The following is a 22,741-nucleotide window of genomic DNA, read 5'->3' as shown; positions in this document are numbered from 1 at the left end:
GTTGCCCCGCCCGGGCGTCGCACATGTGAAAAGACGGCGTGTCGGCCGACACGCCGTCTTGCACAGAGTACCCGAGTTGAGCGCCGACGTGACTCGTGTGAATCCGAATGCGCACTTCAAATGCGCGAGCGTGCGATCACATGCGCAACGCGGCGGGGCCGGCTGAATACCGGAACCGCGGATTACATCCGCTCGCCGAGGAACGTCAGCGTGCGGCCATGCGCCAATGCCGACGCGTGCTGGTTGTACGATGCACGCTCCGAGCAGTTGAAACCGTGGTCGGCGTTCGGGTAGATGTTGAATTGCACGTCGCCGCGACCCGCGAAGCGCTCCTGAATCTGGCCGATGTCCGACGGCAGAATATGCGCGTCGAGCTCGCCGTAGTGGAACTGCATCGGCACCTTGATGTTCGCGGCCTTGTCGAGATGGTTATGGATGCCGCCGCCGTAGTAGGCGACAGCGGCGTCGACCGAACCGGCCGCCGCGGCCAGATAGGCGAGACGGCCGCCGAAGCAGTAGCCGATCGCCGCGATCTTGCCGGTCACTTCCGGCAGCGCGCGCAAGGCGGCCGCAGCGGCGCCGAGATCGGCGACCGCGTCGTCGACCTTGGTTTTCTGCATCAGCTCGATGCCCTTTTCGCGATCCTTGCCGTCGTACGTCAATTCGACGCGCGGCTGCACGCGCCAGAACACGTCCGGGGCGAGCGCGACATAGCCGTCCTGCGCGTACTGATCCGCGACCGAGCGGATATGGCCGTTCACGCCGAAGATTTCCTGAATGATGATGACGGCCGGTCCCTTGCCGCCCTTCGGCAGCGCGAGGTAGCCGCCGAAACTGTCGTTGCCGGCGGGGATGTCGATCCATCGGGAAGTCGTGCTCATGCTGTTCTCCATTGACTCGCGCGACCGCCGCGCGAGGTCGGTGTGTACGAAACGCTCAAGGCCACGAGGCCCTGCAACGGGCGGTTAGTTTGCCATCAAAAGAATCGCCTTGCAGAGAGGCGGGACGGGGCCTCGCGGGTGATGCGAAGTGCTTCGATTCTCGTCAGGCGATTGAAACGATCTCGATAATTCATTTCTCCGCGATGGCGCGTGTCGGTACAGTCAGCGCGTGATGGCTCGCGCGTGTCAGCGCATCTCGCGAACATGTTGGCGAGCCCATGAATCAGCACATCGACGGCTTTGCGCCGCAAGGAAACGAACATGAATGAAGGCAGTTTCGTGACGCCGTTCGCCGAGCACTTCCAGATGCGGTTACCCGTCGTGCAGGCGCCGATGGCCGGCGGCGCGACGACGCCGGCGCTCGTCGCGGCGGTATCCAATGCGGGCGGACTTGGTTTTCTAGCGGGGGCGGCGCTCGCGCCCGAGAAGATCGCGAGCGAGGTCGCGGCGATTCGCGCGCTGACCGATCGCCCGTTCGGCGTGAATCTGTTCGTGCTCGATCCGGTCTCGCCCGTTGAAGCCACCGTGCGCCGCGCGCTCGACGCAATCGATCCGCTGCGCGCCGATCTCGGCTTGCCGCCGGGACAGCCGCTCGCACGCTATGCGCCTGACTTTCGCGCGCAACTGGAAACGCTGATCGAATTGCGGGTGCCGGTCGCCGGCTTTACGTTCGGTCTGCTAGCAGCGGACGACGTCGAGCGTTTGCACGCGAGCGGCAGCTATGTAGTTGGGACTGCGACGCATGTTGCCGAAGGCATCGCGTGGCGCGATGCGGGCGCCGATGCCGTCGCCGCGCAAGGCGCGGAGGCGGGCGCGCATCGCGGCACGTTCATCGGCGCATTCGAAGATGCGCTGGTGGGCACGATGGCGCTCGTGCCGCAACTGGTCGACGCGACCGGGCTGCCGGTGCTCGCGGCCGGCGGCATCATGGACGGTCGCGGCATCGTCGCGGCACTCGCGCTCGGTGCGCAAGCCGCGGTGATGGGCACCGCGTTTCTGACCACCCGCGAGAGCGCGATCCCCGAGGCATGGAAAACCCGCGTGCGCGGCATGTCAGATACCTCGACCACGGTGACGCGCGCGATCACGGGCCGCCACGCGCGCGGCATCCGCAATCCGTTGATACAACGTTTGCGCGAATCGGCGGACAGCATCGCGCCGTATCCGGTGCAAAACGCGTTGACGCAGGCGCTGCGGCAAAACGCGGCGCGTGCGCAGAACGGCGATTACCTGTCGTTGTGGGCGGGGCAGGGTGCGCCGCTTGGCCACACGCGCGCCGAAGCAATTGGCGCGATCGAACTGATGGCGCAGCTCGAGCAGGAATGGCAGGCGGCCTCCGTGCGAATCGCCGCGTTCTTGCGTTGATTGCATGGCCGATTTAAGGCTGATTTAAGTTTTTTACCGCACTCACAATCCTGTGCGGCACGCCACATTTTTGAGTTGAAAAACCCTTCGAATCATATGTGACAGAAGCCGGAAAATGGCTAAATCCGCGCCCGCGGAGAAACTTCCTAATTAGCGGAAACCCGCATGGGCTGGGGCTTTCCGGTCCGCTCGCCCAAGCCACGAGCGGTTCGCCCGGGAACTGCGCTATTAGTGTTGTTCCCACTTTCTCAAAAAATTCCCGCAAATTAATTTGATGGCCTACACTTGCGCGCAAGTACGGTTTGCCAACTGTCACAAACAGTCCGGTAAACGTACTGGCCAAGTGCATGAACGATGCAACCGGCGTGGTCGTCCACGGGACTGAGCGACACGTGTAGGGGAAGCGGGGCACAGGGCGATTACGTTGTTTTGACCGAAACTGGAGACTTACATGAACATCAAGATTCAAAAGCTGTTGCCGATCAGCGCTGCGGCGGTGCTGTTCGCGACGTTGGCAACATCGGCCGCGGCCGACACGGTCGTGAAGATCGGTCACGTCGCGCCGTTGACTGGCGGTATCGCTCACCTGGGTAAAGACAACGAAAACGGCGCACGCCTCGCCATTGAGGAAATCAACGCGAAGGGTCTGACGATCGGCGGCCAGAAGATCACGCTGCAACTCGACGCGCAGGACGACGCGGCCGACCCCCGCACGGCCACGCAGGTTGCGCAGAAGCTCGTCGACGACAAGGTCGTCGCCGTGGTCGGCCACCTGAACTCGGGCACCTCGATCCCGGCATCGAAGATCTATAGCGATGCGGGCATCGTGCAGATCTCGCCGTCGGCAACGAACCCGGCCTACACGCAGCAAGGCTTCAAGACGACCTACCGCGTCGTCGCGACCGATGCTCAGCAAGGCCCGGCTCTCGCGAACTACGCGGCGAAGGGCATGAAGGTGAAGAGCGTCGCGATCGTCGACGACTCGACCGCTTACGGCCAGGGTCTCGCGAACGAATTCGAGAAGACGGCGAAGTCGCTCGGTATGAAGGTCGTGTCGCACGACGCGACGAACGACAAGGCCGTCGACTTCCGCGCGATTCTGACGAAGATCAAGGGTGAAAATCCCGACGCGATCATGTACGGCGGCATGGACGCGACCGGCGGCCCGTTCGCCAAGCAGGCGAAGCAGCTCGGCCTGCGCGCGAAGGTGCTGGCAGGTGACGGCGTGTGTACCGACAAGCTGTCGGACCTGGCCGGCGACGCAACCGACAACATCGTCTGCTCGGAAGCCGGCATGGCGCTCGAAAAGATGGCGGGCGGCAAGGCGTTCGAAACGAAGTACGAGAAGCGCTTCGGCCAGCCGATCCAGATTTACGCGCCGTTCACGTATGACGCGGTGTACATCATCGTCGACGCGATGAAGCGCGCTAACTCGACCGATCCGGCGAAGATCCTGGCAGCGATGCCGACGACCGACTACAAGGGCGTGATCGGCGAAACGACGTTCGACTCGAAGGGCGACCTGCAGCACGGCGTGATCTCGCTGTACGACTACAAGCAAGGCAAGAAGACGCTGCTCGACGTCGTGAAGATGTAAATTCGGTGTGGTCGAAGGCGGCGTCGGGCCGCACTTCGATTTGCCGCCAAAGAGGCACGTGGGCCGTCAGGCTTGCGTGCCTCTTCTTTTTGGCGTTGCGTTTGCGTCAGATCTTCAAACGCCGCAGCACCTTCGGCCCGACGAGCGCGATCATCGCGGCGCACACGGCGACGACCGACAGCCCGATCGTCAGATTGGTCACCTGCGCGACCGCACCGATGATCACCGGTCCGAGCAGCAACCCGAAATAGGCCAGCCCCGCGACGTGCGCGAGCCCCTCGGCCGCGTGGATGCCTTTCACGCTCGCGGCCGCCGCGAACAGCACCGGCATCATGTTCGCGAGGCCCAGGCCGATCAGCGCAAAGCCGGCGAGCGCGGCCACCGGATTCGGCAGCAGCAGCGCGTCGACCATCCCGGCGCAGGCGAGCGCCGCACTGATCATCACGAGTTGCGGCGCGCCGAAGCGGGCGCGCACCGCGTCGCCGGCAAAACGCGCTGCTGCCATGCCGCCGGAAAACGCCGCGTAGGCGGCGCTGGCGAGCGCGGGCGTCGAGAGCACGACATCGCGCATATAGACCGTGGCCCAGTCGTACATCGCGCCTTCGGCGATCAGCGCGACCAGCGCCATCGTGCCGAGCGCCCACAACGCCGGCGAGCGCCAGCGGCTCGCGCGCGGCGTCGCGGCATCGGGATGCTCGGCGTGCGGCACGTGCGGGAGCACCGACGGGCACGCGAGCACCAGCACGAGCGCGCTGGCCGCCGCGGCGAGCGCGAGGTGCACAGCCGGCGCCATGCCGCGCGACAGCAGCGCCCCGCCCACCGCCGCGCCGAACATGCCGCCAAGGCTGAACATCCCATGCAGCGACGACATGATCGGCTTGCCGAGCGCCTTTTCGACGGCGCTCGCTTCGGCGTTCATCGCGACGTCGAGCGTGGCCATGCCCGCGCCGAAGACGGCCAGCACGATCAGCACGATCCAGTACGCCGGCACGACGAGGATCAGCGCGGCGCAGGCGGCCATCGCGAGGCCGCCGGTCAGGCAGGCGCGGCGCGTGCCGACCCGCGCGATCCACGACGCATTGGTCACCATCGCGCCGATCGATCCGCCCGCCACCGCGAACAACGCGAACGACAGCATCGCCGGATTCAGATGGAAGCGGTCGCGCACCGTCGGCACGTGCACGCCCCACGACGCGTACATCATGCCGGCGATGAAAAATACCGCCATCGTGGCAATGCGTGCGCGTTGCCGTGCGGTGACGGACAGATTGCGATGCGCGGCGGGCAGGACGGCGAATTCGGAGGCTTGGTGATCGGGCACGGAGGTCTCGAAGCGAAGTGCGCGAGAAAGCGCATTGAAAGCGGATCTTCGATTCTATCGAAGCGTGGTGGCGAATGCTTGGAGCCGTGGGATCGGGCGCATACGATTGATAGGCTGGGGGATGCAACCTGGCGGTATTGCCGGCTTTCATGCCGTGGCACGCCGCAGTTGGTTTTTGCATTGCCGCGCGGCGGCTTTTCTGCCGCTCACCGCTTTCCGTTCATTCCTAATTCACCGAGGAACGCTCAGTTGAACATTCCGGCTCACGCTCCGCTGCATCTGCTGCACACGGCCACGGTCGGCACGCTCGCCACCCATGCTCGCCAGCCCGAGGGCTTTCCGTATCCGTCGGTGCTGCCGTTCGCGCCGGACGCGCGGCATCGTCCGACGATCCTCGTAAGCCGGCTCGCGGAGCACACGCACAACCTGCACACCGATCCGCGCGCCGGTTTTCTGGCCGTCGACGCACCCGACGGCGACGTGCTGGGCGGCCAGCGCGTCACGCTGCTTGGCCGCTTCGAGCCGGTCGGCTCGAGCCCGGAACTGGCGCGGCGCTACCTGCGCTATCACCCGGACGCGGAGCGCTACCTGATGCTGGGCGATTTCACGTTCTGGATCATGGAGGTCGAGCGGCTGCGCTACATCGGCGGCTTTGGCGCGATGGGCTGGCTCGATGGCGCCGAACTCGATCCGCTGCCGCCGCTTGCAGTCAGCGAGGAGGACGCGCTGATCGCGGAATTCGGTCGCCGGCTGAGTGGCGCGGGCGGCGTCGAATTGCTGGGTGTCGACCGTTATGGCGCCGATCTGAAACGCAACGGCGTGCGCCACCGTTTCGCATTCGATGGCGCCCGGTCCGATACCGGGACATTGCACGCCGCGCTCGAAGTCTGCATCGAGCGGCATGCGGATTAAAGTATTTATCATTTATCGAGAAAACGCGCATGCGCCAGTCGCGACGAACGGGGTCTTTGTCTCAATAGTGCGCGGCTTATCCAAGCCAAAGCTTTCATGCCGTGAAATGTTCGATGTGCAATGGACCGCTCAAGTCTCATTTCTTGATAGTCAAATCGTGTAAATATGCAGATGAGTGGACTTTTTTAGCGACATGCGAAATCAGCGATTAGAAAGGCCGTAGTCCGACCCAAAAGCAGCGCAGGAAACTTTTTGAAACGAATTTAAATTAATTTTTTCCGGTTGCTTATCCAGCCTTTCTATTTTGTGTTAATCTCGCCGTCAAATTCCGAGGCATGAAACCTTCAAAGGCGAGTCGGCAAAAGACCGGCGGTCATTTATCCATACCACAAGGGAAACCTATGTCTTCTTACAAGGAACTGCTCGCGCAGCGCGAGAAGCTCGAAAAGCAGATTGAAGAAGCGAAGTCGCGCGAATACGCGGAAGTCTTGAATGAAATCAAGCAGAAGATGGCGGATTACGGCATTTCGCTGAGCGAACTCGGCGGCGGCCGCGCACCGAAAGGCGCTAAAGCGAGCCGGCCGCGCGCAGGCGTCGCGCCTAAATATCGCGATCCGGAAAGCGGCAGCACGTGGTCGGGTCGCGGCAAGCCGCCGCGCTGGATTGCGGGTCTTGATCGCGAAAAGTTTCTGATCCAGAAGTAATCACGATCAGGCGGGCAGTGAGGGTTGGCCGCACGTAGTACGAATAGCGGCAATCCACCGCGTTTATAGCCTACTGCAGAATCTGAAAAAGCCGCGCACCGTTCAGGGCGCGGTTTTCGTCATTTGCGGCGCCGAGTTTTTTGTCGCATGCGCTTCAGGCAACTGGAACGCGAATGCTTTTCGTTTAGATAAGCGATTGATTTAAAAAGGTTTTTCCCCGATTTTCCCTGCGTGCGCGATTCGCGGCGGGTACAATAACAATAATTGACCTTTCCGCCTCTTCAGCATGCAGTCCGCCGCGATCGCCCAAACCACCGAGAAACAACGCGTTGCGCGCAAAAGTACTTTTGCGAGTATTGCGCTCAATAGCGTGTTGATGACGCTGCAAATCGCCATCGGCACGATCGCGCACTCGCAGGCGCTAGTTGCCGACGGTATCCATTCCCTTGCCGATCTTATTTCCGATTTTGTCGTGCTGATTGCCAATCGGCACAGCGGGGCCAAGCCCGACGCGGATCACAATTACGGGCATAGCCGTTATGAGACGGTGGCGTCGTTATTTCTCGGCGCGCTGCTGATCTCGGTCGGCGTCGGCATGTTGTGGCGCGCCGGTACGCGGCTCGCCGACCTGCAAAATATTCCCCCCGTGCACATGAGCGCGCTCGCGGTCGCGGCGCTCGTGCTGGTCTGCAAGGAAGCGCTGTTTCGCTACATGCTGCGCGAGGCGAAGCGCGTGCGTTCCGCGATGCTGATCGCGAACGCATGGCACGCGCGCTCTGACGCGGCATCGTCGCTGGTGGTGGGGATCGGCGTGATCGGCAGTCTCGCCGGCTTGCGGTTGCTCGACCCGATCGCGGCGGCCATCGTCGGTTTCATGGTCGCGCGCATGGGCTGGACCTTCGGTTGGGACGCGCTGCAGGATCTGTCGGACCGCGCGCTCGACGAAACCGCCGCGGCCGACATGCGCGCATTGCTGATGTCCACCCCCGGCGTGCGTGACGTGCACGAAATGCGTACGCGCAAGATGGGCGATTTCGCGCTCGTCGACGCGCACATTCTGGTCGATCCGATGATTTCGGTATCGGAAGGGCATTACATCGCGGAGTCGGCGCGTCTGCGTGTGCTGACCGACAAGCGCGTGCTCGACGCGCTGATCCACGTCGATCCGGAAAACGATGCGCTCGCGCATCCACCGGTCGATCTGCCGCCGCGGGAGCGCGTGACCGCCGAGGTCGACGCGGCGCTGGCGGCCTGGGGCTTGCAGGCCGCTGGGATAAATCTGCACTACCTGAGCACCGGGCTCGACGTGGAGGTGGTGTTACCGGCGGTGGCGTCCGTTGAAGGGCGCGCTGCGGACGGCCCCGAGGCCGCGCGTCTGCTGGAAAGCGAGGCGCAGTCGCTTGGGCGCGTCGATCTGGAGGCGCTCAAGCGTCGTCTCGGCGCGCGCAAGCTAGACGTGCTGCTGCAACGGGATATCTCGGCCGCGCAAGGCGGTCCGGCGGCGGAACTCCAGACCGGCGTCGCCCCCGGCGCTCGGTCAACTGCCACGGAGCCTCACAACGCCGCCTGAGTCCGACGAGTTTCGGGCATCCGATGCCGCGAACCTTCATGCCGCCCGCGGCGGCGGCATCCGTCACAACGGCAACTGCGTATCGAACTTGATTTCGCGCAGCACGACGCTCGTCCGCACCTGCGCGACGGCTGGAATCTTGAAAATGCGTTCGTGCAGGAAGCTGTCGTACGCCTTGATGTCCGGCGCGACGATCTTCAGGATGTAATCGGATTCACCGGTCGTGCTGTAGCACTCGGTCACTTCGGGGCAGGTGGCGATTTCCCGCTCGAACTGCTCGACGCCGCCTTCGGTGTGGCGCGTCAGATGGATATGCGCGAGCGCGCACACGTGCAAGCCGAGTTTTTCGCGATCGAGCAGCGCCGTGTAGCGCTGGATCACGCCCGACTGTTCCATGTCCTTGATGCGCCGCCAGCACGGCGTGCTCGACAGCCCGACCTGGTCGGAGATTTCCTGCACGGAACGACGTGCGTCGAGCTGCAGTAGGCGCAGGATCTTCTGTGAGAACGTATCGAGTGTCAACTGCGCCTCCGTTAGCGTCGCCGTATCAACGCATGGTAGAGGGCGCGAAAACGAAACGCAATGTAAAACGGCTCTCGCGAGCGAGATTGCCTAATTTACCGGGTCGGGAGCGGCGTTTTGCCCTGAGCCGTCCCCATCATCCTTGCCGTCCCCCGGCAGCTCGGGCTGACGCGCGCGCAAGTCCTTCAGCATGTTGCAAAAGAGGGCACCCTGCTCGATCGCGTCGTCGAGCGCGACGTGCGTGTGCGGATGCTCGTCGAACCAGTGCTTCGGAAAGCGCGGCTTGATGTTCTTGCGGTACGGCAGACCGGTCATCGCGAACGCGAGCGTCTTGATGTCGAGCGCCGACCACGAAAACGGGCAGCGGCCGACGAAGCGCATCATGTACCAGAACATATAGGTGAAGTCGAAGCCGGCGGGCATCGCGACGAACACCGGCTTGCCCGGCAGCGCCTCGACCCATTCGACGTAGGCGGTCAGGGCGGCCTCGGGTTTCTGCAAGTCCTGGCGGCAGGCCGCCCATGCTTCCGGCTGGGTCTTCCACCACGCTTCCTGAACCGGATGCGGCGCTGCGCCTTCGAGCAGTTCGAGATTCGCCGAGAACGTCGCGATCAGCTGCTTGTCTTCGGTGTATGCGGCGGATGCGAAGCTCAGCATCGAGTGCGGGCCGGGGATCGGGCCGTCCGCTTCGACGTCGGTACTCACATAGATTTCGCTGCTCATGCGCCCACTCCGTCGGCGACGTAGGGATTCGTGCGGCGCTCGGCGCCGAACGTCGAGGTCGGGCCGTGGCCGGGCACGAACGTGACGTCGTCGCCGAGCGGCCAGAGTTTGTCGCGGATCGAGCGGATCAGGTCCGCATGATTGCCACGCGGGAAATCCGTGCGGCCGATCGAGCCGGCGAACAGCACGTCGCCAACTAGTGCAAGCCGGTGCGCGCGGCTGAAGAAGACCACATGGCCCGGCGTGTGGCCGGGGCAGTGGTAGACCTCGAGGGTTTCGTCGCCGAATTGCACGGTGTCGCCGTCTTGTAGCCAGCGGTCCGGCTCGAAGGCGTCGGCGGCCGGGAAGCCGAAGCGCGTGCTCTGGTCCGGCAGCTTGTCGAGCCAGAAGCGTTCGTCGGGATGCGGACCTTCGATCGGCACGCCGTCGTGGCTGGCGAGTGTCTTCGCGCCGGCGCAGTGATCGATGTGGCCATGGGTCAGCAAGACCTTTTCGACGGTCACGTTCTGCCGCGCGATCTCGCGCTGGATCATGTCGAGGTCGCCGCCCGGATCGACGACGGCAGCGCGCCCGGTGGCCTCGCAAACGAGCAGCGAGCAGTTCTGCTGGAACGGCGTGACGGGGATCAGGGTGACTTTCATGGCTGGACGACGCGCTGGAAAAACGTTGATTGTACCGGGCCTCGCGACAGCCTCCGCCGCCCATGCTACAGGGCCGGCTCCCGGCCCGTCTCGGTCTTTCGTATGTCCATTTTTGCGATAAATGTGAAGATTGATCAAGTTTTTGAGCAGCTCGCCATCCCAACAAAAAGTTTTGGGTATAATGGACTTCATGCACTAGGAATTGTGCTGCCACAAGGCGATGCGTTCCCACAAAAAGGGAATGCCGCTCGCCGTTCAAGTAAGGGCTGTCGGAATGCCGACGGCCATCCAGTATCGATGCGTTCGATGCACACGTCTTGCCCAGCCAGGCGCCGCGCGCCTGCTACGGAATTAATCTCCGTGACGCTGGGTGGGGCCTACGCCGCCGTTCCTGCGCGCTGAGTTGCGCGCGCAAGAACGTGTCATTGCCACGTTCAGTTGGCGGCATGTGGGGTCTGGTCAGGCTGCCGGGGACAGGTTGCGCCAGACGTGAAAATTAACCGTGCGGTAGCGGCTGAGTGAGCCGTATCCGGGCTTTGACGTACTGCGCATTTTCGCGCGGCGCGTTGTCGTCCCTACCGCCGGAGCCGCAAGCAACACACCCAGCAGTTTGCGGGTGACGCGGCTCGACAATGTGATTGCACGTCTTATGAAAACTCGGCTAACCCGTGGTGTAGGGACTCTTTTTGCCTTTTTTGTACTGGCCGGCTGTGCCACGCCTCCGGGCGCGCCCGATACGTCCGCGAACGACACGCCGCAAAGTACAAAGAACACGCACCTGAGCTCTTTCGGACCACAATCGTTCGGTAGCGCGCCGGCCTCGAGCCCGAGCGCGTCGAACGCGCCCGCGTCGCCGCTGGCTGACGCGCAGCCGCTCACCGACGACGGCGTCGACGTCGCGGACTTCCATCAGATCGGACGCGCGTCGTGGTACGGACGCTTCTTCCACGGCCGCCGCACCGCCAATGGCGAGCGTTACGACATGCATGCCCTGACGGCCGCGCATCGCACCCTGCCGCTCGGCTCGTACGTGCGCGTGACCAATCCGGCCAATTCGCGCTCGGTGATCGTACGGATCAACGACCGCGGCCCGTACGCCCGCGGCCGCGTGATCGACCTGTCGATGGCGGCCGCCGCCATGCTCGACATGCGCCACACCGGCACCGCGCGGGTCAAGATTGAAGGGCTCACGCAGCAGGAAGCGCGCGCCGAGCTGAACGAGACGCTCGCGTCGAACTCGGATTCGAACAAGTGATGTGACGTTACGTGGCGATGATGCCGCGTCGGCTGAACCAACCGTCTGTAGAAAATCGAAGGGCCGCGACATGCGGCCCTTTTCTGTTGCCGTCAGCCTTTTACCCGCCGGGCCCGACCCTCACGTTTCGGGCTTGTCTTCCTTCAGCGCCAGCGCGCGCGCGTACAACGCGTGGCGCGATGCGCCCGTGAGCGCCGCCGCGACCTTCGCCGCGCTGCTCACCGTCAATTCTTCCAGCAGGATGCCGAGCAGCGCGTCGTGATCGTGCTCGCCGGCCGCTTCGGGCGCCGCGCCTTCGACCACCAGCACGAATTCGCCACGCTGCCGGTTCGCGTCGGCAGCGAGCCACGTTGGCCCTTCGGCCAGGGTGCCCTGGTGCAGGGCTTCGTGTAACTTCGTCAGTTCCCGCGCGATCAGCAGACGGCGTGTGCCGCCGAACACATCGGCGAGCGCCTGCACCGTCTCGACGATCCGGTGCGGCGCTTCGTAGAACACCATCGCGTGAGGATGTTGCGCGAGCGCCTGCAAGGCGGCGGCGCGCGCCTTCGGCTTCGGCGGGAGGAAGCCGAGGAACGAGAACGTCGCGACCCAGTCGCCGGTCGCGCTGAGCGCGGTGGCGAGCGCACTCGCGCCGGGCAGCGGGACCACCACGAAGCCGGCCTCGCGCACGGCATCGACGAGCTTGGCGCCGGGGTCCGAGATGCCCGGCGTGCCCGCGTCGGACACGTAGGCCACGCGCTCGCCGGCCTGCAGATACTCGATTACGCGCTGCGCGGCGGTGCGCTCGTTGTGCTGATGCACGGCGACGAGCGGCTTCGAGATGCCGTAGCGCGCGAGCAGCTGACCGGTGTTGCGGGTGTCCTCGGCGGCGATGCGATCCGCGAGCCCGAGCACGTGCAGCGCGCGCAGCGTGATGTCGGCGATGTTGCCGATCGGCGTGGCCACCACATACAGCGCGGCGGCGGGGTACTGCTGCCCTTGCGCGAGTTCGGAGAAAGGAGTCATGACACGGAAGACACAAACAGACGGAACGAGGCCGACATTGTGCCATGTGGGCTTGCGCGAGCAGGCCGTGCCGAAGACTGCGCAAAAGATGCCCATAAACGCCGGTCCAAAAACCCCCCACAACTTTTCCTGCGCTCACCAGTCCAAATCCGTCGGCGCGGCTTTCGAAGCACGCGCGCGAGAATTTTTGCAGCGCCAGCGTCTGCGCTTCGTGGCGCGCAACGTCACCTGTCGGGGCGGCGAGATCGATCTCGTGATGAGTGATCGTGACGGCGCGCTGGTGTTCGTCGAAGTTCGCGCGCGTGCGCAGCGGCATTATGGCGGTGCGGCTGCGAGCATCGGTTGGCAGAAGAGACAGCGCATCGTGCGAGCGGCGCGGCACTATCTCGCGACGCGCGCCACGACGAACCGCGGCCCGCGCGACGAACCCGCGTGCCGTTTCGACGTCGTCGCGTTCGAGAGCGGCAGGCTCGTGTGGTTGCGCGATGCGTTTCGCGCCGACGAAGTCTGACCGACAGCGCAGACAACGCGCGTGAGTGCGATAAACTTGCGCTCGCGTGCCGCGCGAACTCATCGGCGGCCACAGCCTGGCAGTATGACTTCACAACACGGCCGCGCAGTGCGGTCCATTCGCGGTACAAGATAGAGACTCGATGTCAGTCGAACGCATCCAACAACACTTCCGCGACAGCGCGGCAGTCAAACTCGAAGCCCTCGAAACCCTGTCGATGCCGATCGCCGCCGCGATCGACACGATGTTCGCCGCGCTCGCCAACGGCAATCGCATCCTCGCGTGCGGCAACGGCGGATCGGCCGCCGACGCGCAGCATTTCGCGGCCGAGCTGATCGGCCGCTTCGAGCGCGAGCGGCCAGGTCTGCCGGCCATTGCGCTCAGCACCGACACCTCCGTGCTCACCGCGATCGCCAATGACTATTCGTTCGAACAGATCTACGCGAAACAGGTCTGGGCGCTCGGTCAGCCCGGCGACGTGTTGCTCGCGATCACCACATCCGGCAATTCCGCGAACGTGCTGGCCGCGATCGAAGCCGCGCATGAGCGCGAAATGATCGTCGTTGCGCTGACCGGCAAGGGCGGCGGACGCGCGCAGGAGGTGCTGAGCGACACCGACATTCACGTGTGCGTGCCGTCCGACCGCACGGCGCGCATCCAGGAAGTGCACCTGCTGACCATCCATTGCCTGTGCGACGGCATCGATGCCATGTTGCTCGGCGAAGACTGAGACTGATTTCGAAGGAGAGCTAGTTGATGAGCGTTTTCCGCATCAAGAAGACACTGGTGAGAACCGTGCTCGTGGTCGGGGTCGCGGCGGGCCTGTCGGCCACGCTGCAAGGCTGCTTTCTCGCTGTCGGAGCCGCGGCGGGCGGCGGCGCGCTGATGGCGACCGACCGCCGCACGCTCGGCGCGCAGACCGAGGATCGCGAGATTCAGGTGAAGGCGCTGTCGCAGATCAGCCAGAATCTGCCGGACTCCGCGCACGTCAACGTCACGGTGTTCAACCGCCGCGTGCTGCTGACCGGCGAGGTCGCGGGCGAGGCGTCGAAGCAGCGTGCCGAGAGCATCGTGCGGAACATGAACAACGTGAATACGATCGTCAATGAACTGGCGATCGCGCCGGCGAGCTCGTTCTCGTCGCGCACCAACGACACCTACCTCGAAACGCGCGTGAAGACCGCTCTGATCGCCGAGAAGAACATTTCGGCGAACAATTTCAAGGTCGTGGCCGAGCGCGGCAACGTCTATCTGATGGGCCTCGTCACGATGAATGAGGGCAATATCGGCGCCGACGTCACGAGCCGCGTGCCGGGCGTCGTGGAGGTGGTCAAGGTGTTCCAGTACATACAGCCGCAGGAAGCCGAAGCTGCTGCGGCCGCCGGTGCGACGGCGCCGGTGGCCGCCTCGCAGCCCGAGGTCAGCGAGCCGACGGTCGGCGCGATTCCCGATTCGTCGGTGAGCGCGCGGCCGCTCGATCAGCAGGCGCCTGCGCCGGTCAACTCGTCGACGTCGGTGCGACCGGGTAATCCGAAGGCGGTGCCTTGATGCGCGGTATGACGCGTGCGGGTGTCGTGTTCGCGTTGGTGGTCGGCGCGCTCGCCGGCACGATGACGTCGGGTGCTCGCGCGGCCGAGGCGCCGCGCGGCCAGCAGGTCGCCGCCGCGAATGCATGCATGGGCTGTCACGCCGTCGATCGCAAGCTGGTTGGTCCGTCGTTCCAGCAAATCGCCGCGAAGTACAAGGGCGACGGGCAGGCGCCGGCCAAACTCGCGCGCAAGGTGAAGGACGGCGGCTCCGGCGTATGGGGCATGATTCCGATGCCGGCCCATCAATCGATGAGCGATGCGGACATCCGCGCGGTCGTCGACTGGGTGCTCGCGGGCGCGCCGTCCAGATGAGGTTTTCCCGGGGGCGCAGCCTGGCAAAAGGGAAAATGGCTGTGCTAGAATTATTTTTGTGTTGGGGGGGTAGCTCAGCTGGGAGAGCGTCGCGTTCGCAATGCGAAGGTCGAGGGTTCGAGCCCCTTCCTCTCCACCAAGAATATCAAAGGGTTACAGGTGATTTTCCTGTAACCCTTTTGTGTTTCTACGGTTCGTGTAACCGCTGTGTAACCGGATTTGGTACACGCCGGTCCATTTCGATCCGTCTGACAAGCAAGCTGTGGGACCGATTACGGTTCGCGCGGTTCAGGTGCGCAGGTGTCACGCTTGTTGTCGTTGCAAGGCCGGCTTCGACTATCGCTTCGTTAATTTGCCGAATGCTCAAGCGAGCGCCGTTTGTCCTGCTCTTCAGGATGCCCCGCAGATCCCGGAAGGAGCTGTTCGCGCGTGCTCCCTCAACTCGGCGCGGCCATTCGGTAGCAGGTGCAGCTCCACCTTCCCGCCGCGCTCGATGCCCAGGTGCTCCAATACGTCTTTCGTAAATGTCATCCGGCCCCGCGCGGTGACAGTTAGCGTGCTCATGGCATCGCCTCCACCAATTGCCGTCCCATGGTGACGCAAAAATTCGCCCGCCTCGGACGTTTCTCGGACGCTTCGGTCCTGCGTCCTACCCGCTTTAAGCTGATCTAGGTAATCTGCCCACGCTTGCATCATCGCGACCCGATCCTCGATAAACCGGGTGCGGTTGTAGGCGTTACCAAGCGCACCGGGTACGCGGTGCGCAAGTTGGTGTTCGATGACGTCGGCAGGGAAGCGGAGACGCTCATGCAGAATCGTGCGCGCCATTGCGCGAAAACCGTGGCCGGTGATCTCCGTTTTTGTGTCATAACCGAGTCGTTGAAGCGCGGCATTGATAGCCGCACCGCTCATCGGTTTTCTGTGATCGCGGCCCGGGAATACGTAGCGCCACTGGCCGGTGAGCGCCTGCAATTCTCTCAACATCTGGACTGCCTGCGTAGCAAGCGGCACCAGATGCTCGGTCTTCGTCTTGGAAACGGTATAGCGCCATTGGCCCCGCTCGAGGTCAATTTTCGCCCATTCGGCCCGCCTCAGCTCGCCGGGTCGCACGAACAACAATGGCGCTAACCGCAGTGCAGCGCGTACGACAAGCGTGCCCGAAAAGCCGTCAAATGCAAAGAGCATCTTGCCGACCTTTGCGGGATCCGTGATCGACGCGAAATGAGTATGCCGATTCGGTCGTAGCGCACCGCGTAGGTCGGCACTGACATCGCGGGCGGCGCGCCCGGTCGCAACCGCGTAGCGGAAGACCTGCCCGCAGTTCTGATGGAGCCGATGCGCAGTATCGTGAGCTCCTCGCGACTCTGCCCGACGTAGCACTTCGAATACTTCCGGCGGAGTTATGTCCGCAATGGGCCGCGAGCCAAGCAACGGGAACAAGTCCTTCTTCAAGCGCCCCATGATCTTCTCGGAATGGGTGGTCGACCAACTTGGAGCCTGTCTCTCGAACCACTCCAACGCAACCGCCTCGAAGGTCGCCGCGGCGTTGAGCCGGGCCAAGCGCTTTTTCTCTTTCTTAGCCTGTCCTGGGTCAACACCGTCTGCCAACATCGCACGTGTCTCGTCGCGCTTGCGGCGAGCATGGGCGAGCGTGACGTCAGGGTAGACGCCAAGCGCCAGCCGCTTCTCGCGGTCTAGGAAACGGTATTTGAGGCGCCAGTACTTTCCTCCGGTGGGAGCGATCTCGAGATACATTCCGCGACCGTCCGAGATCCGATACGTCTTCGCTCGTGGCGCTGCTCGGCGAACTTCCAGATCGGTAAGTGGCATGGACACCTCCCTGGCGTAAGGGCACGGATTTTCGGCGATGCGACAAACCGGCCCCACGCCCCTAAAGCTGAATCCGAGAGCCCCGGCTGTCAACGAAATTCACGGGTAGGCCAACCATGCGAGCCCTATGCTGCGCGAGAGGCTCGAGGTGTGGATGCTGAAACAGGCCGGCGTCCATTTCGGGTAGGATCGCCGGGATTCGGGATCAGTCGGTACAGGAACCGATTGACCCGTTCTGCTTTTGAACGCTTACCGCGATATCAAAATTACCGGACGGATACTTCATGGCGACCAAGACAACTCTCCCCGGCTCCGCGACGATCGAATTCAACCTGAAGGTGGAAAACGGAGCGAAACACTTCTACAGCTTCAAGACATGGACGCCAATCATGGGCGCCTTGTTGTTGTCGGGACTCATGCCGACCGAATATTGGTGCGGCATTCCCGATGCGCCGCCAGGTCCGGCGAGCTCGCCGTCATTCTGGGTGGACCAGTTTGACAGGCTCTACAAGGGGCTCTGGGAGATGGGCCCGGACGGCGAAGAGGGCATCCCGGCGAAGAACGAGAAGCACCTGAGAGGACTCGATGGAGAGAGCTTGATGGCTACCGTATCCCCGCGATTCCCAGATGCACGCAAGGTGCTCAGACACTGGGACACAAAGTGCGAGGACGAACAGGATTACCCGTTGGAACTCGATCCGGTGAAGTTTGTGGTCTGGCTCGAAGAGCTCTGCTGGAATGAGGAAATCCGTTTCTTTGACCGGACCTGGGTAGACGCATTCCTGAAGCTTCATGGAATTGGGAAGAACAACGCCATCTTGCCGTCCGACGTCGTGGCGTCATTTCAGAAGGTGACCGACGTCGGGGACGACGGCGGTTGGCACCCACTGGGTACGCACATCTCCGAAGCTCAACGCGAAGCGATATCGCAGGGCAAGGAGCCGTTCGCTATCGAAGTCGTTTTCCCATTGATCATCGGCATTCTTGAGGCCAGAGGCGTGATCGACCGATTGGACAAGAATTACGTTTCGGGAAAGGCAATACCCGTCAAGCTGGACGATGGAAGAGTGTACGTACTCAAACGGGATACGTTGCGCGTGCAACTGAATAGATTGAAAACGAAGCGTTTCGCGCCGCAGCTGTAACCCAGCGCGCAAAAACATCGGCCTATCGAATTGGGGATAGGTTAACCAGTCCCCAATTATTTTACCCGCGATTGCCACCCACACCTTCGGCAGATTGCCCGCCAGCTGGGCTTCTGAGCTCCGTCTCCACGCTTCCCTCATCCTCGTCTTTTTCCTCTCCAGCACTCATTTGGGTCGATGGCGCACGTCTTCGTACATTCGCGTACATCGAGGCGACTCCGGCGAAAGTGATCTACAAAATCCTGACTGCGCTGAGATTTGTGGAGCGAAAGCGCTTGACGGTCTTCAATGTTGACCGGCTCCGCAGCTCTTCAAAGCGCGAAACGATATTTCGCTACCTACGGAGAAGTTCATGTACAGCAACGCAAACAAGGCGGTTACCGCCGAACGTCAGCATCAGATCACGGGGCACATCGCAGTCGCAACGGTCCAGCCGCAGTGGGCACCGACCGAGCACAGCTACCTTACGACCGAAGCGTTGGCCGACTCTATGGGCCTGCAGGCGCAGTCGGTTCGCAAGCGCTATTCGCAGACGGGCTCGTACTTCGGCTTGAAGCCCATCAAGCTTGCCAACCGCCGGCTCATGTGGGAGGCAGACGCCGTCGCGACGTTCCTGCGCGGGGAGGGCGCCTAACATGTCCAAGTCCATCTTGCGTTTGCTCGATCGCTCCGGCGTAAATACCGGCCAATGCGGTGGCGCGGCGTACGGAATCGCCGGCGTTGCGGCAACGGTTGATCCACAACGTGCCGTGGCGATGTTGCTGGCAATCCTGGCGACGTCGACCTCGCTCGGCATCGCGGCGCTTTCGGGCTGGCAGCACGGCGGCTCGTTGCCGGAGCAGCTCGCCTGCATTGCGCTGGCGGCTGCCGCTGTGCTCGGGATGCACTTGCTGCCGGCGCTCAGCCGCGGCAAACCCGTTGCCGTGCGGGGCGCGGCGGCAGCGCTCTGGGGCGCAGGCCTGATCGTCGTGTTTTACGGCCAGACCTCGTTTTTTCTGCTGGCGCAGCAGCACGCGGGCGAGCGTAGGGCGAAGGCCGTACCGGCAACCCCGGCAGCGCTCGCGCAGAGCGATCATCCGATGCGCGATCTGACTGCGATTGCCCAAGAGCAGTTGAAAACCCGCGCATCCCTCGGCGCCCTCGATAGCCGTCCTTGCTCAGGTGATTGCACGGTCTTGCGTATGCGCCGCGACTTGCTGACGGCGAAACTTGATGCGCTTGCGACCGAAGCCGGCGAGGCCAAGCGTCGTGAGTCGGCTGAAGATCGCCAGACCGAGCAGGCCGAGCGCGCGACGCGCATGCGTGACGCGTTACGTGACGATCCCGTCACGGTGCGACTTGCCGACTGGTTTGGTGTGAACGCGGACCAACTGGATCTGTTGTTCGCACTGGTTTGCGCCTGCGTGCTCGACGGCATTGGCGCCATGGGCTGGTACTTCGCGCTGTCCGCGCGTCGTCGCGACGACGCTACCGGGTGCGCCGGTGTCGTCACGACCGGCAAGGACGGTCACGATTCAGTCCGTACTGAGGTGGACGCCGACGACCACGACGACCACGTAACCTCCTTCGTCCCGGACCAGAACGTTGATGCGCGACTCCAGCAGCTCATGTGCGACGTCGTTGAGGGTAAGTTGCCGGTAACCGTGACGGGTATCCGCAATCACCTCGGGTGCGCACAGGCAACCGCGGCCAAGTTGCGCCGAGAGTTGCTGGCATTCGGTGCGGTGACCGTTCGTAGCAACGGGGGGCGCCATGCTTGCAACTAAATTTAACAGCACCGGCACCGGCGTGATTCTCGAATCTGCTCAAAACATTCCGATGCTGTCGCCCCGAGAGATCTGGAAGGACTGGCTGTACTGGGCGAAAGTGCATCTGCTTGCAGGCCCGCCGTCGACGGGAAAGACCACGATCGCGATGGCCATGGCGGCAACGGTCTCGACTGGTGGAATGTGGCCGGATGGTTCGCGTAGCCCGAAAGGCCGCGTAGTGATCTGGTCGTCGGAAGACGGGATCGAAGACACGGTAATCCCGCGGCTCGCTGCCGCCGGCGCTGATCTCAGCAATGTCGAAGTGCTGCGCATGACCCAAGAGAACTGGGCGAGTCGGATGTTCGATCCCGTTCGAGACCTGCCGCTCCTCGAAGAGCGGATCGGGCAACTGGGGGATGTTGCCTTGGTGATCGTCGATTCGATCGCTGAGCTGATGCCGGGTAGCCCGGGTAATAACAACAAGGTGCGAAAGAGCCTTCTGCCGCTGGTCGGTCTCGCCGAGCGCACCGGCTGCGCCGTGTTGGGCCTGACCCACGTGGTCAAGGCTTCGAAGAAAAAGCACCCGCTCGAGCGGATCATCGGCGGCGTGGGCCTTGGCGCAGTTGTGCGGGTCGCGATGCTGGTTGCGCGCGACGACGGCGGTTCCTTCGGAGCCGTGCGGGAATGGAATGTCCTCGTCAAGGCGAAAGCAAATATCTGCCGTGAGGACGGCGGCTTCCTGTACCGCACTGCCGGTGTGCAGCTCTCGGCTCCGCATGGGCTGATCGAAAGTTCGCGGATTCAGTGGGGAACGGCGCTGCGGGGTTCGGCGATGGATATCCTGGACCGGGCTGAAAGCAGTGAGCAGGGTGCCGCCGCGGGCAAGTTTCAGCAGGCTGGCGATTTCCTGATGGCGGAGCTCCAAGCTGGACCGCGTCCGGCGTCTGATGTCGAGGCAAGGGCGGCGATGGCCGGAATTTCGAAATCAACGCTTCGTCGTGCCCGCGAGCAGCTTGGCATCGACTCGCAAAAGCAGCGTGGCGCGGGTTCTGCGAGTCCGTACCTGTGGTCGCTGCCGCCGCACAGCGCTGTTCCCGGCGTGGCCGGCGCGCGCAGCATGATGGACTTGGGCGTATCGATGCCGCCTGTCGCCCCAGGTCATTTGCCGAAGGACTACTGGCCGATGGACGGCCTGATGACGAATGGCATGGCGGGCGATGCGCCCGGCAACCGCGCATTCACCGGTCAGCCCGTTCCCGCATTTGGTCTGCCTGTTTATCCTGCGCCGCCCTCGCCGATCGCGGGTTATTCGGTCATCAGCAGTTCGGCGCATGATGCACAACCTGAGCAACCTGAGCAACCTGAGCAACCTGAGCAACCTGAGCAACCTGAGCAACCTGAGCAAGTTGGGCAAGTTGGGCAAGTTGGGCAAGTTGGGCAAGTTGGGCAAGTTCGGCCGCACCCGGAATTCGCCGGTGTGTCACAGCCGGTGATGGCTAACGAAATGGGCACAGGCGATCGTCAAGTTGAGCTGCATCAGCCGCAGGCCGAATCGGGCATGGTCGCCGCAGTTCTCGGTTATGCGTTCGATGAAGCAAAACGCGAGCTCCAGCGCCGTCCGCGCGCAGCCGATGACGACCCTGCGCATTACCTGGCCAATGTCATCGATTCTGTGGTTCGCGGGTATGACGACTTGACCCAGCCGGAAAAGCGTCAGTTGTGGGAGGCGCTTTGGACGGCACTTCTGCCCTACGTTCTGGGCAATTACCAGTGAACTGCGTACGGCGGCGCATGCCCGTCCCCAACGCCTGGGGACGGGCGTGGTCGCTTGCCGTGGTGATACGCGGCTCGGCAATCGGCGGACTTGCGCCGGTCAGCCGACGTAACCACCGCGACGGCAACTGCCTATCTGAACACCGTATCCCGTAAGTAATATCGCGCGGTTCTTCCTTCCGATCGCCCTCCGTTCGAGCATGCGCATCCTGACCACGGGTTCGCAGGCGCTAGCCATATAACCGCTTTCTCCAGAATGGCGCCTTCGTTGAACGGAATATCCATATGCCATCGGTAAAAAATGTCGGGACAAGTCTTAATAATTATGTGGTGAATAATGATCGATCCTCCGTGAATTCTTGATTTCATGAGTGCAGGGTGCATGCGTTTTGTGTAATCGCGAATTTAGGTAATTAGTGAGATCATCAGTTGTTCTTCAGGATGGTGGTTGTTTGTTGTTGAAAAGGCGATTCAATGAATCACTGCTACTTCCTTGATAAATTATTCATCACAAAAGGAAATTTTAAATCATGTAAATCAGAAAAGAAGGTTGACTATGAGTGACTTTGTCCCACAAAAGAAGCTGGACATCCTTGATCAAACGTTCGAGCAGCTTGCTCAACAAGAAAGCGTATGCCTTGGTCACAGAACTAAAAAAGACCGCATCTGGAAGACCGGTAACTACGGTTGGCTCTTCAAGCGGTTGGTCAAGTTCATGGACGCCGTGCTGTACTCGAAATTGATGCCGTTCCATATCGAGCAAACGGGGAAACGAAAGAAGGTGACTGACGCGTCTCACCTTGCAAGCTTTTATCGTCAGTGCCATCAGTTCATGGATCTTTATTGGAAAGGACAAGCCTATAGCCCAGATTTTGAATTGTTTTTCGAGTGCTTTCGCAAGCATCCTAAAATCGGCTATTGCCTGTTTCAAGGATCAAGATGGAATTTGGAAGAAGGGTTATGCGAAGCGGAGGTATTCAACGACTTCGTGACATACCTGAGACGCGAGGCGATAGCTGGTAACGTCAAAAAGAAAATCGCTGACTGGAAAGCGGTATTGAAGGATGAGAAGAAGTCGATCCGTAAATACGTCATTGAGTTAGCCAGGATGTACTCGAAGGTGTTGGCCGTCCGGGTCGATATGGGCTATCTGACGGTCATAGCGTTATACATAAGTCCTTAGCCGAGCCCGTCGCGGAGCGCGCGTAGCGTGTCAGCGGCAGCGAGTACCTGATCGAGCCCTCGCCAGATGGTCTTGGCACCCGGTTCACCGTCGC

22 protein-coding genes and 1 tRNA gene are annotated in these 22,741 nt (G+C 62.5%); 16 read left to right on the top strand and 7 right to left on the bottom strand.

Annotation, left to right across the window (positions count from 1 at the left end):
• Positions 1-182: 182 nt before the first annotated feature.
• A complete protein-coding gene (locus HWY30_RS31035; protein ID WP_090805544.1) occupies positions 183-881 on the bottom strand; it encodes a dienelactone hydrolase family protein in 699 nt (232 codons plus the stop codon).
• A 321-nt stretch (positions 882-1,202) separates the two neighbouring features.
• Here HWY30_RS31035 and HWY30_RS31030 point away from each other — a divergent pair, with 321 nt between their 5' ends.
• Positions 1,203-2,306 (top strand): NAD(P)H-dependent flavin oxidoreductase, encoded by a 1,104-nt coding sequence (locus HWY30_RS31030; RefSeq protein ID WP_090805545.1) that lies wholly within the window; start codon positions 1,203-1,205, stop codon positions 2,304-2,306.
• 451 nt (positions 2,307-2,757) lie between these two features.
• Positions 2,758-3,903 carry a branched-chain amino acid ABC transporter substrate-binding protein gene (locus tag HWY30_RS31025; RefSeq protein ID WP_090802659.1) on the top strand — a complete coding sequence of 382 codons (1,146 nt, stop codon included), beginning with the start codon at positions 2,758-2,760 and terminating at the stop codon, positions 3,901-3,903.
• Between the two features lie 106 nt (positions 3,904-4,009).
• On the opposite strand, the gene HWY30_RS31020 is transcribed toward HWY30_RS31025, so the two are convergent.
• Positions 4,010-5,224: an MFS transporter gene (locus HWY30_RS31020; RefSeq protein WP_090802661.1), complete on the bottom strand. Its 1,215-nt coding sequence runs from the start codon at positions 5,222-5,224 to the stop codon at positions 4,010-4,012.
• A gap of 249 nt (positions 5,225-5,473) precedes the next feature.
• Between HWY30_RS31020 and HWY30_RS31015 the strand changes: the two genes are divergently transcribed.
• The 3 genes from HWY30_RS31015 to HWY30_RS31005 all read left to right on the top strand — a co-directional run bounded on the left by HWY30_RS31015 (position 5,474) and on the right by HWY30_RS31005 (position 8,410).
• The gene (locus HWY30_RS31015) at positions 5,474-6,136 is read left to right on the top strand and encodes a HugZ family pyridoxamine 5'-phosphate oxidase (RefSeq protein ID WP_090802662.1); all 663 of its coding nucleotides are present in this window, start codon (positions 5,474-5,476) and stop codon (positions 6,134-6,136) included.
• Between the two features lie 401 nt (positions 6,137-6,537).
• Entirely contained in the window at positions 6,538-6,840 is a 303-nt protein-coding gene (locus tag HWY30_RS31010) for an H-NS histone family protein (protein WP_008921239.1), read from the top strand.
• Between the two features lie 286 nt (positions 6,841-7,126).
• Complete coding sequence (locus tag HWY30_RS31005) at positions 7,127-8,410, top strand: cation diffusion facilitator family transporter (protein ID WP_090802664.1); 1,284 nt, start codon at positions 7,127-7,129, stop codon at positions 8,408-8,410.
• A 63-nt stretch (positions 8,411-8,473) separates the two neighbouring features.
• Here the strand turns inward: HWY30_RS31005 and HWY30_RS31000 are convergent, their stop codons facing one another.
• The 3 genes from HWY30_RS31000 to HWY30_RS30990 form a co-directional block, all read right to left on the bottom strand.
• Positions 8,474-8,932: an Lrp/AsnC family transcriptional regulator gene (locus tag HWY30_RS31000; protein ID WP_012431468.1), complete on the bottom strand. Its 459-nt coding sequence runs from the start codon at positions 8,930-8,932 to the stop codon at positions 8,474-8,476.
• Positions 8,933-9,022: 90 nt separating this feature from the next.
• Positions 9,023-9,655 carry a 3'-5' exonuclease family protein gene (locus HWY30_RS30995; RefSeq protein WP_090802665.1) on the bottom strand — a complete coding sequence of 211 codons (633 nt, stop codon included), beginning with the start codon at positions 9,653-9,655 and terminating at the stop codon, positions 9,023-9,025.
• The gene (locus HWY30_RS30990) at positions 9,652-10,296 is read right to left on the bottom strand and encodes an MBL fold metallo-hydrolase (RefSeq protein WP_090802667.1); all 645 of its coding nucleotides are present in this window, start codon (positions 10,294-10,296) and stop codon (positions 9,652-9,654) included. The genes HWY30_RS30995 and HWY30_RS30990 overlap by 4 nt, the downstream gene beginning before the upstream one ends.
• 649 nt (positions 10,297-10,945) lie before the next feature.
• Between HWY30_RS30990 and HWY30_RS30985 the strand changes: the two genes are divergently transcribed.
• Positions 10,946-11,551: a septal ring lytic transglycosylase RlpA family protein gene (locus HWY30_RS30985; RefSeq protein ID WP_090805547.1), complete on the top strand. Its 606-nt coding sequence runs from the start codon at positions 10,946-10,948 to the stop codon at positions 11,549-11,551.
• Between the two features lie 120 nt (positions 11,552-11,671).
• Here HWY30_RS30985 and rsmI read toward each other — a convergent pair whose 3' ends face one another.
• Complete coding sequence (rsmI, locus tag HWY30_RS30980) at positions 11,672-12,556, bottom strand: 16S rRNA (cytidine(1402)-2'-O)-methyltransferase (protein WP_090802668.1); 885 nt, start codon at positions 12,554-12,556, stop codon at positions 11,672-11,674.
• Between the two features lie 37 nt (positions 12,557-12,593).
• On the opposite strand from rsmI, the gene HWY30_RS30975 reads away from it, so the two are divergent.
• The 5 genes from HWY30_RS30975 (at position 12,594) to HWY30_RS30955 (ending at position 15,107) form a co-directional block, all read left to right on the top strand.
• A complete protein-coding gene (locus tag HWY30_RS30975) occupies positions 12,594-13,067 on the top strand; it encodes a YraN family protein (RefSeq protein WP_425199414.1) in 474 nt (157 codons plus the stop codon).
• Between the two features lie 142 nt (positions 13,068-13,209).
• Entirely contained in the window at positions 13,210-13,797 is a 588-nt protein-coding gene (locus HWY30_RS30970) for a phosphoheptose isomerase (RefSeq protein ID WP_062125567.1), read from the top strand.
• 26 nt (positions 13,798-13,823) lie between these two features.
• Complete coding sequence (locus tag HWY30_RS30965) at positions 13,824-14,615, top strand: BON domain-containing protein (protein ID WP_090802672.1); 792 nt, start codon at positions 13,824-13,826, stop codon at positions 14,613-14,615.
• Positions 14,615-14,968: a c-type cytochrome gene (locus HWY30_RS30960; RefSeq protein ID WP_090802673.1), complete on the top strand. Its 354-nt coding sequence runs from the start codon at positions 14,615-14,617 to the stop codon at positions 14,966-14,968. The genes HWY30_RS30965 and HWY30_RS30960 overlap by 1 nt, the downstream gene beginning before the upstream one ends.
• 63 nt (positions 14,969-15,031) lie before the next feature.
• Positions 15,032-15,107, top strand: a tRNA-Ala gene (locus HWY30_RS30955).
• Positions 15,108-15,358: 251 nt separating this feature from the next.
• On the opposite strand, the gene HWY30_RS30945 is transcribed toward HWY30_RS30955, so the two are convergent.
• Complete coding sequence (locus HWY30_RS30945) at positions 15,359-16,798, bottom strand: phage integrase central domain-containing protein (RefSeq protein ID WP_208524339.1); 1,440 nt, start codon at positions 16,796-16,798, stop codon at positions 15,359-15,361.
• 284 nt (positions 16,799-17,082) lie between these two features.
• Here HWY30_RS30945 and HWY30_RS30940 point away from each other — a divergent pair, with 284 nt between their 5' ends.
• The 5 genes from HWY30_RS30940 (at position 17,083) to HWY30_RS30920 (ending at position 22,647) form a co-directional block, all read left to right on the top strand.
• Complete coding sequence (locus tag HWY30_RS30940) at positions 17,083-17,943, top strand: hypothetical protein (RefSeq protein ID WP_090802675.1); 861 nt, start codon at positions 17,083-17,085, stop codon at positions 17,941-17,943.
• A 352-nt stretch (positions 17,944-18,295) separates the two neighbouring features.
• On the top strand, positions 18,296-18,577 hold the full coding sequence (locus HWY30_RS30935; protein ID WP_244145077.1) for a DNA-binding protein: 282 nt from the start codon (positions 18,296-18,298) through the stop codon (positions 18,575-18,577).
• A gap of 1 nt (position 18,578) precedes the next feature.
• Entirely contained in the window at positions 18,579-19,709 is a 1,131-nt protein-coding gene (locus tag HWY30_RS30930) for a hypothetical protein (protein ID WP_090802677.1), read from the top strand.
• Positions 19,696-21,465, top strand: a complete 1,770-nt coding sequence (locus tag HWY30_RS30925) for an AAA family ATPase (RefSeq protein ID WP_244145076.1) — start codon at positions 19,696-19,698, stop codon at positions 21,463-21,465. The genes HWY30_RS30930 and HWY30_RS30925 overlap by 14 nt, the downstream gene beginning before the upstream one ends.
• Before the next feature lie 555 nt (positions 21,466-22,020).
• Positions 22,021-22,647: a hypothetical protein gene (locus HWY30_RS30920; protein WP_244145075.1), complete on the top strand. Its 627-nt coding sequence runs from the start codon at positions 22,021-22,023 to the stop codon at positions 22,645-22,647.
• Positions 22,648-22,741: the final 94 nt, after the last annotated feature.

Source organism: Paraburkholderia tuberum STM678, assembly GCF_902833905.1.
In the GTDB taxonomy this organism is placed as follows: domain Bacteria; phylum Pseudomonadota; class Gammaproteobacteria; order Burkholderiales; family Burkholderiaceae; genus Paraburkholderia; species Paraburkholderia tuberum.
Note: the sequence above shows the minus strand (reverse complement) of the source record. Positions and strands in the feature narration are given on the sequence as shown.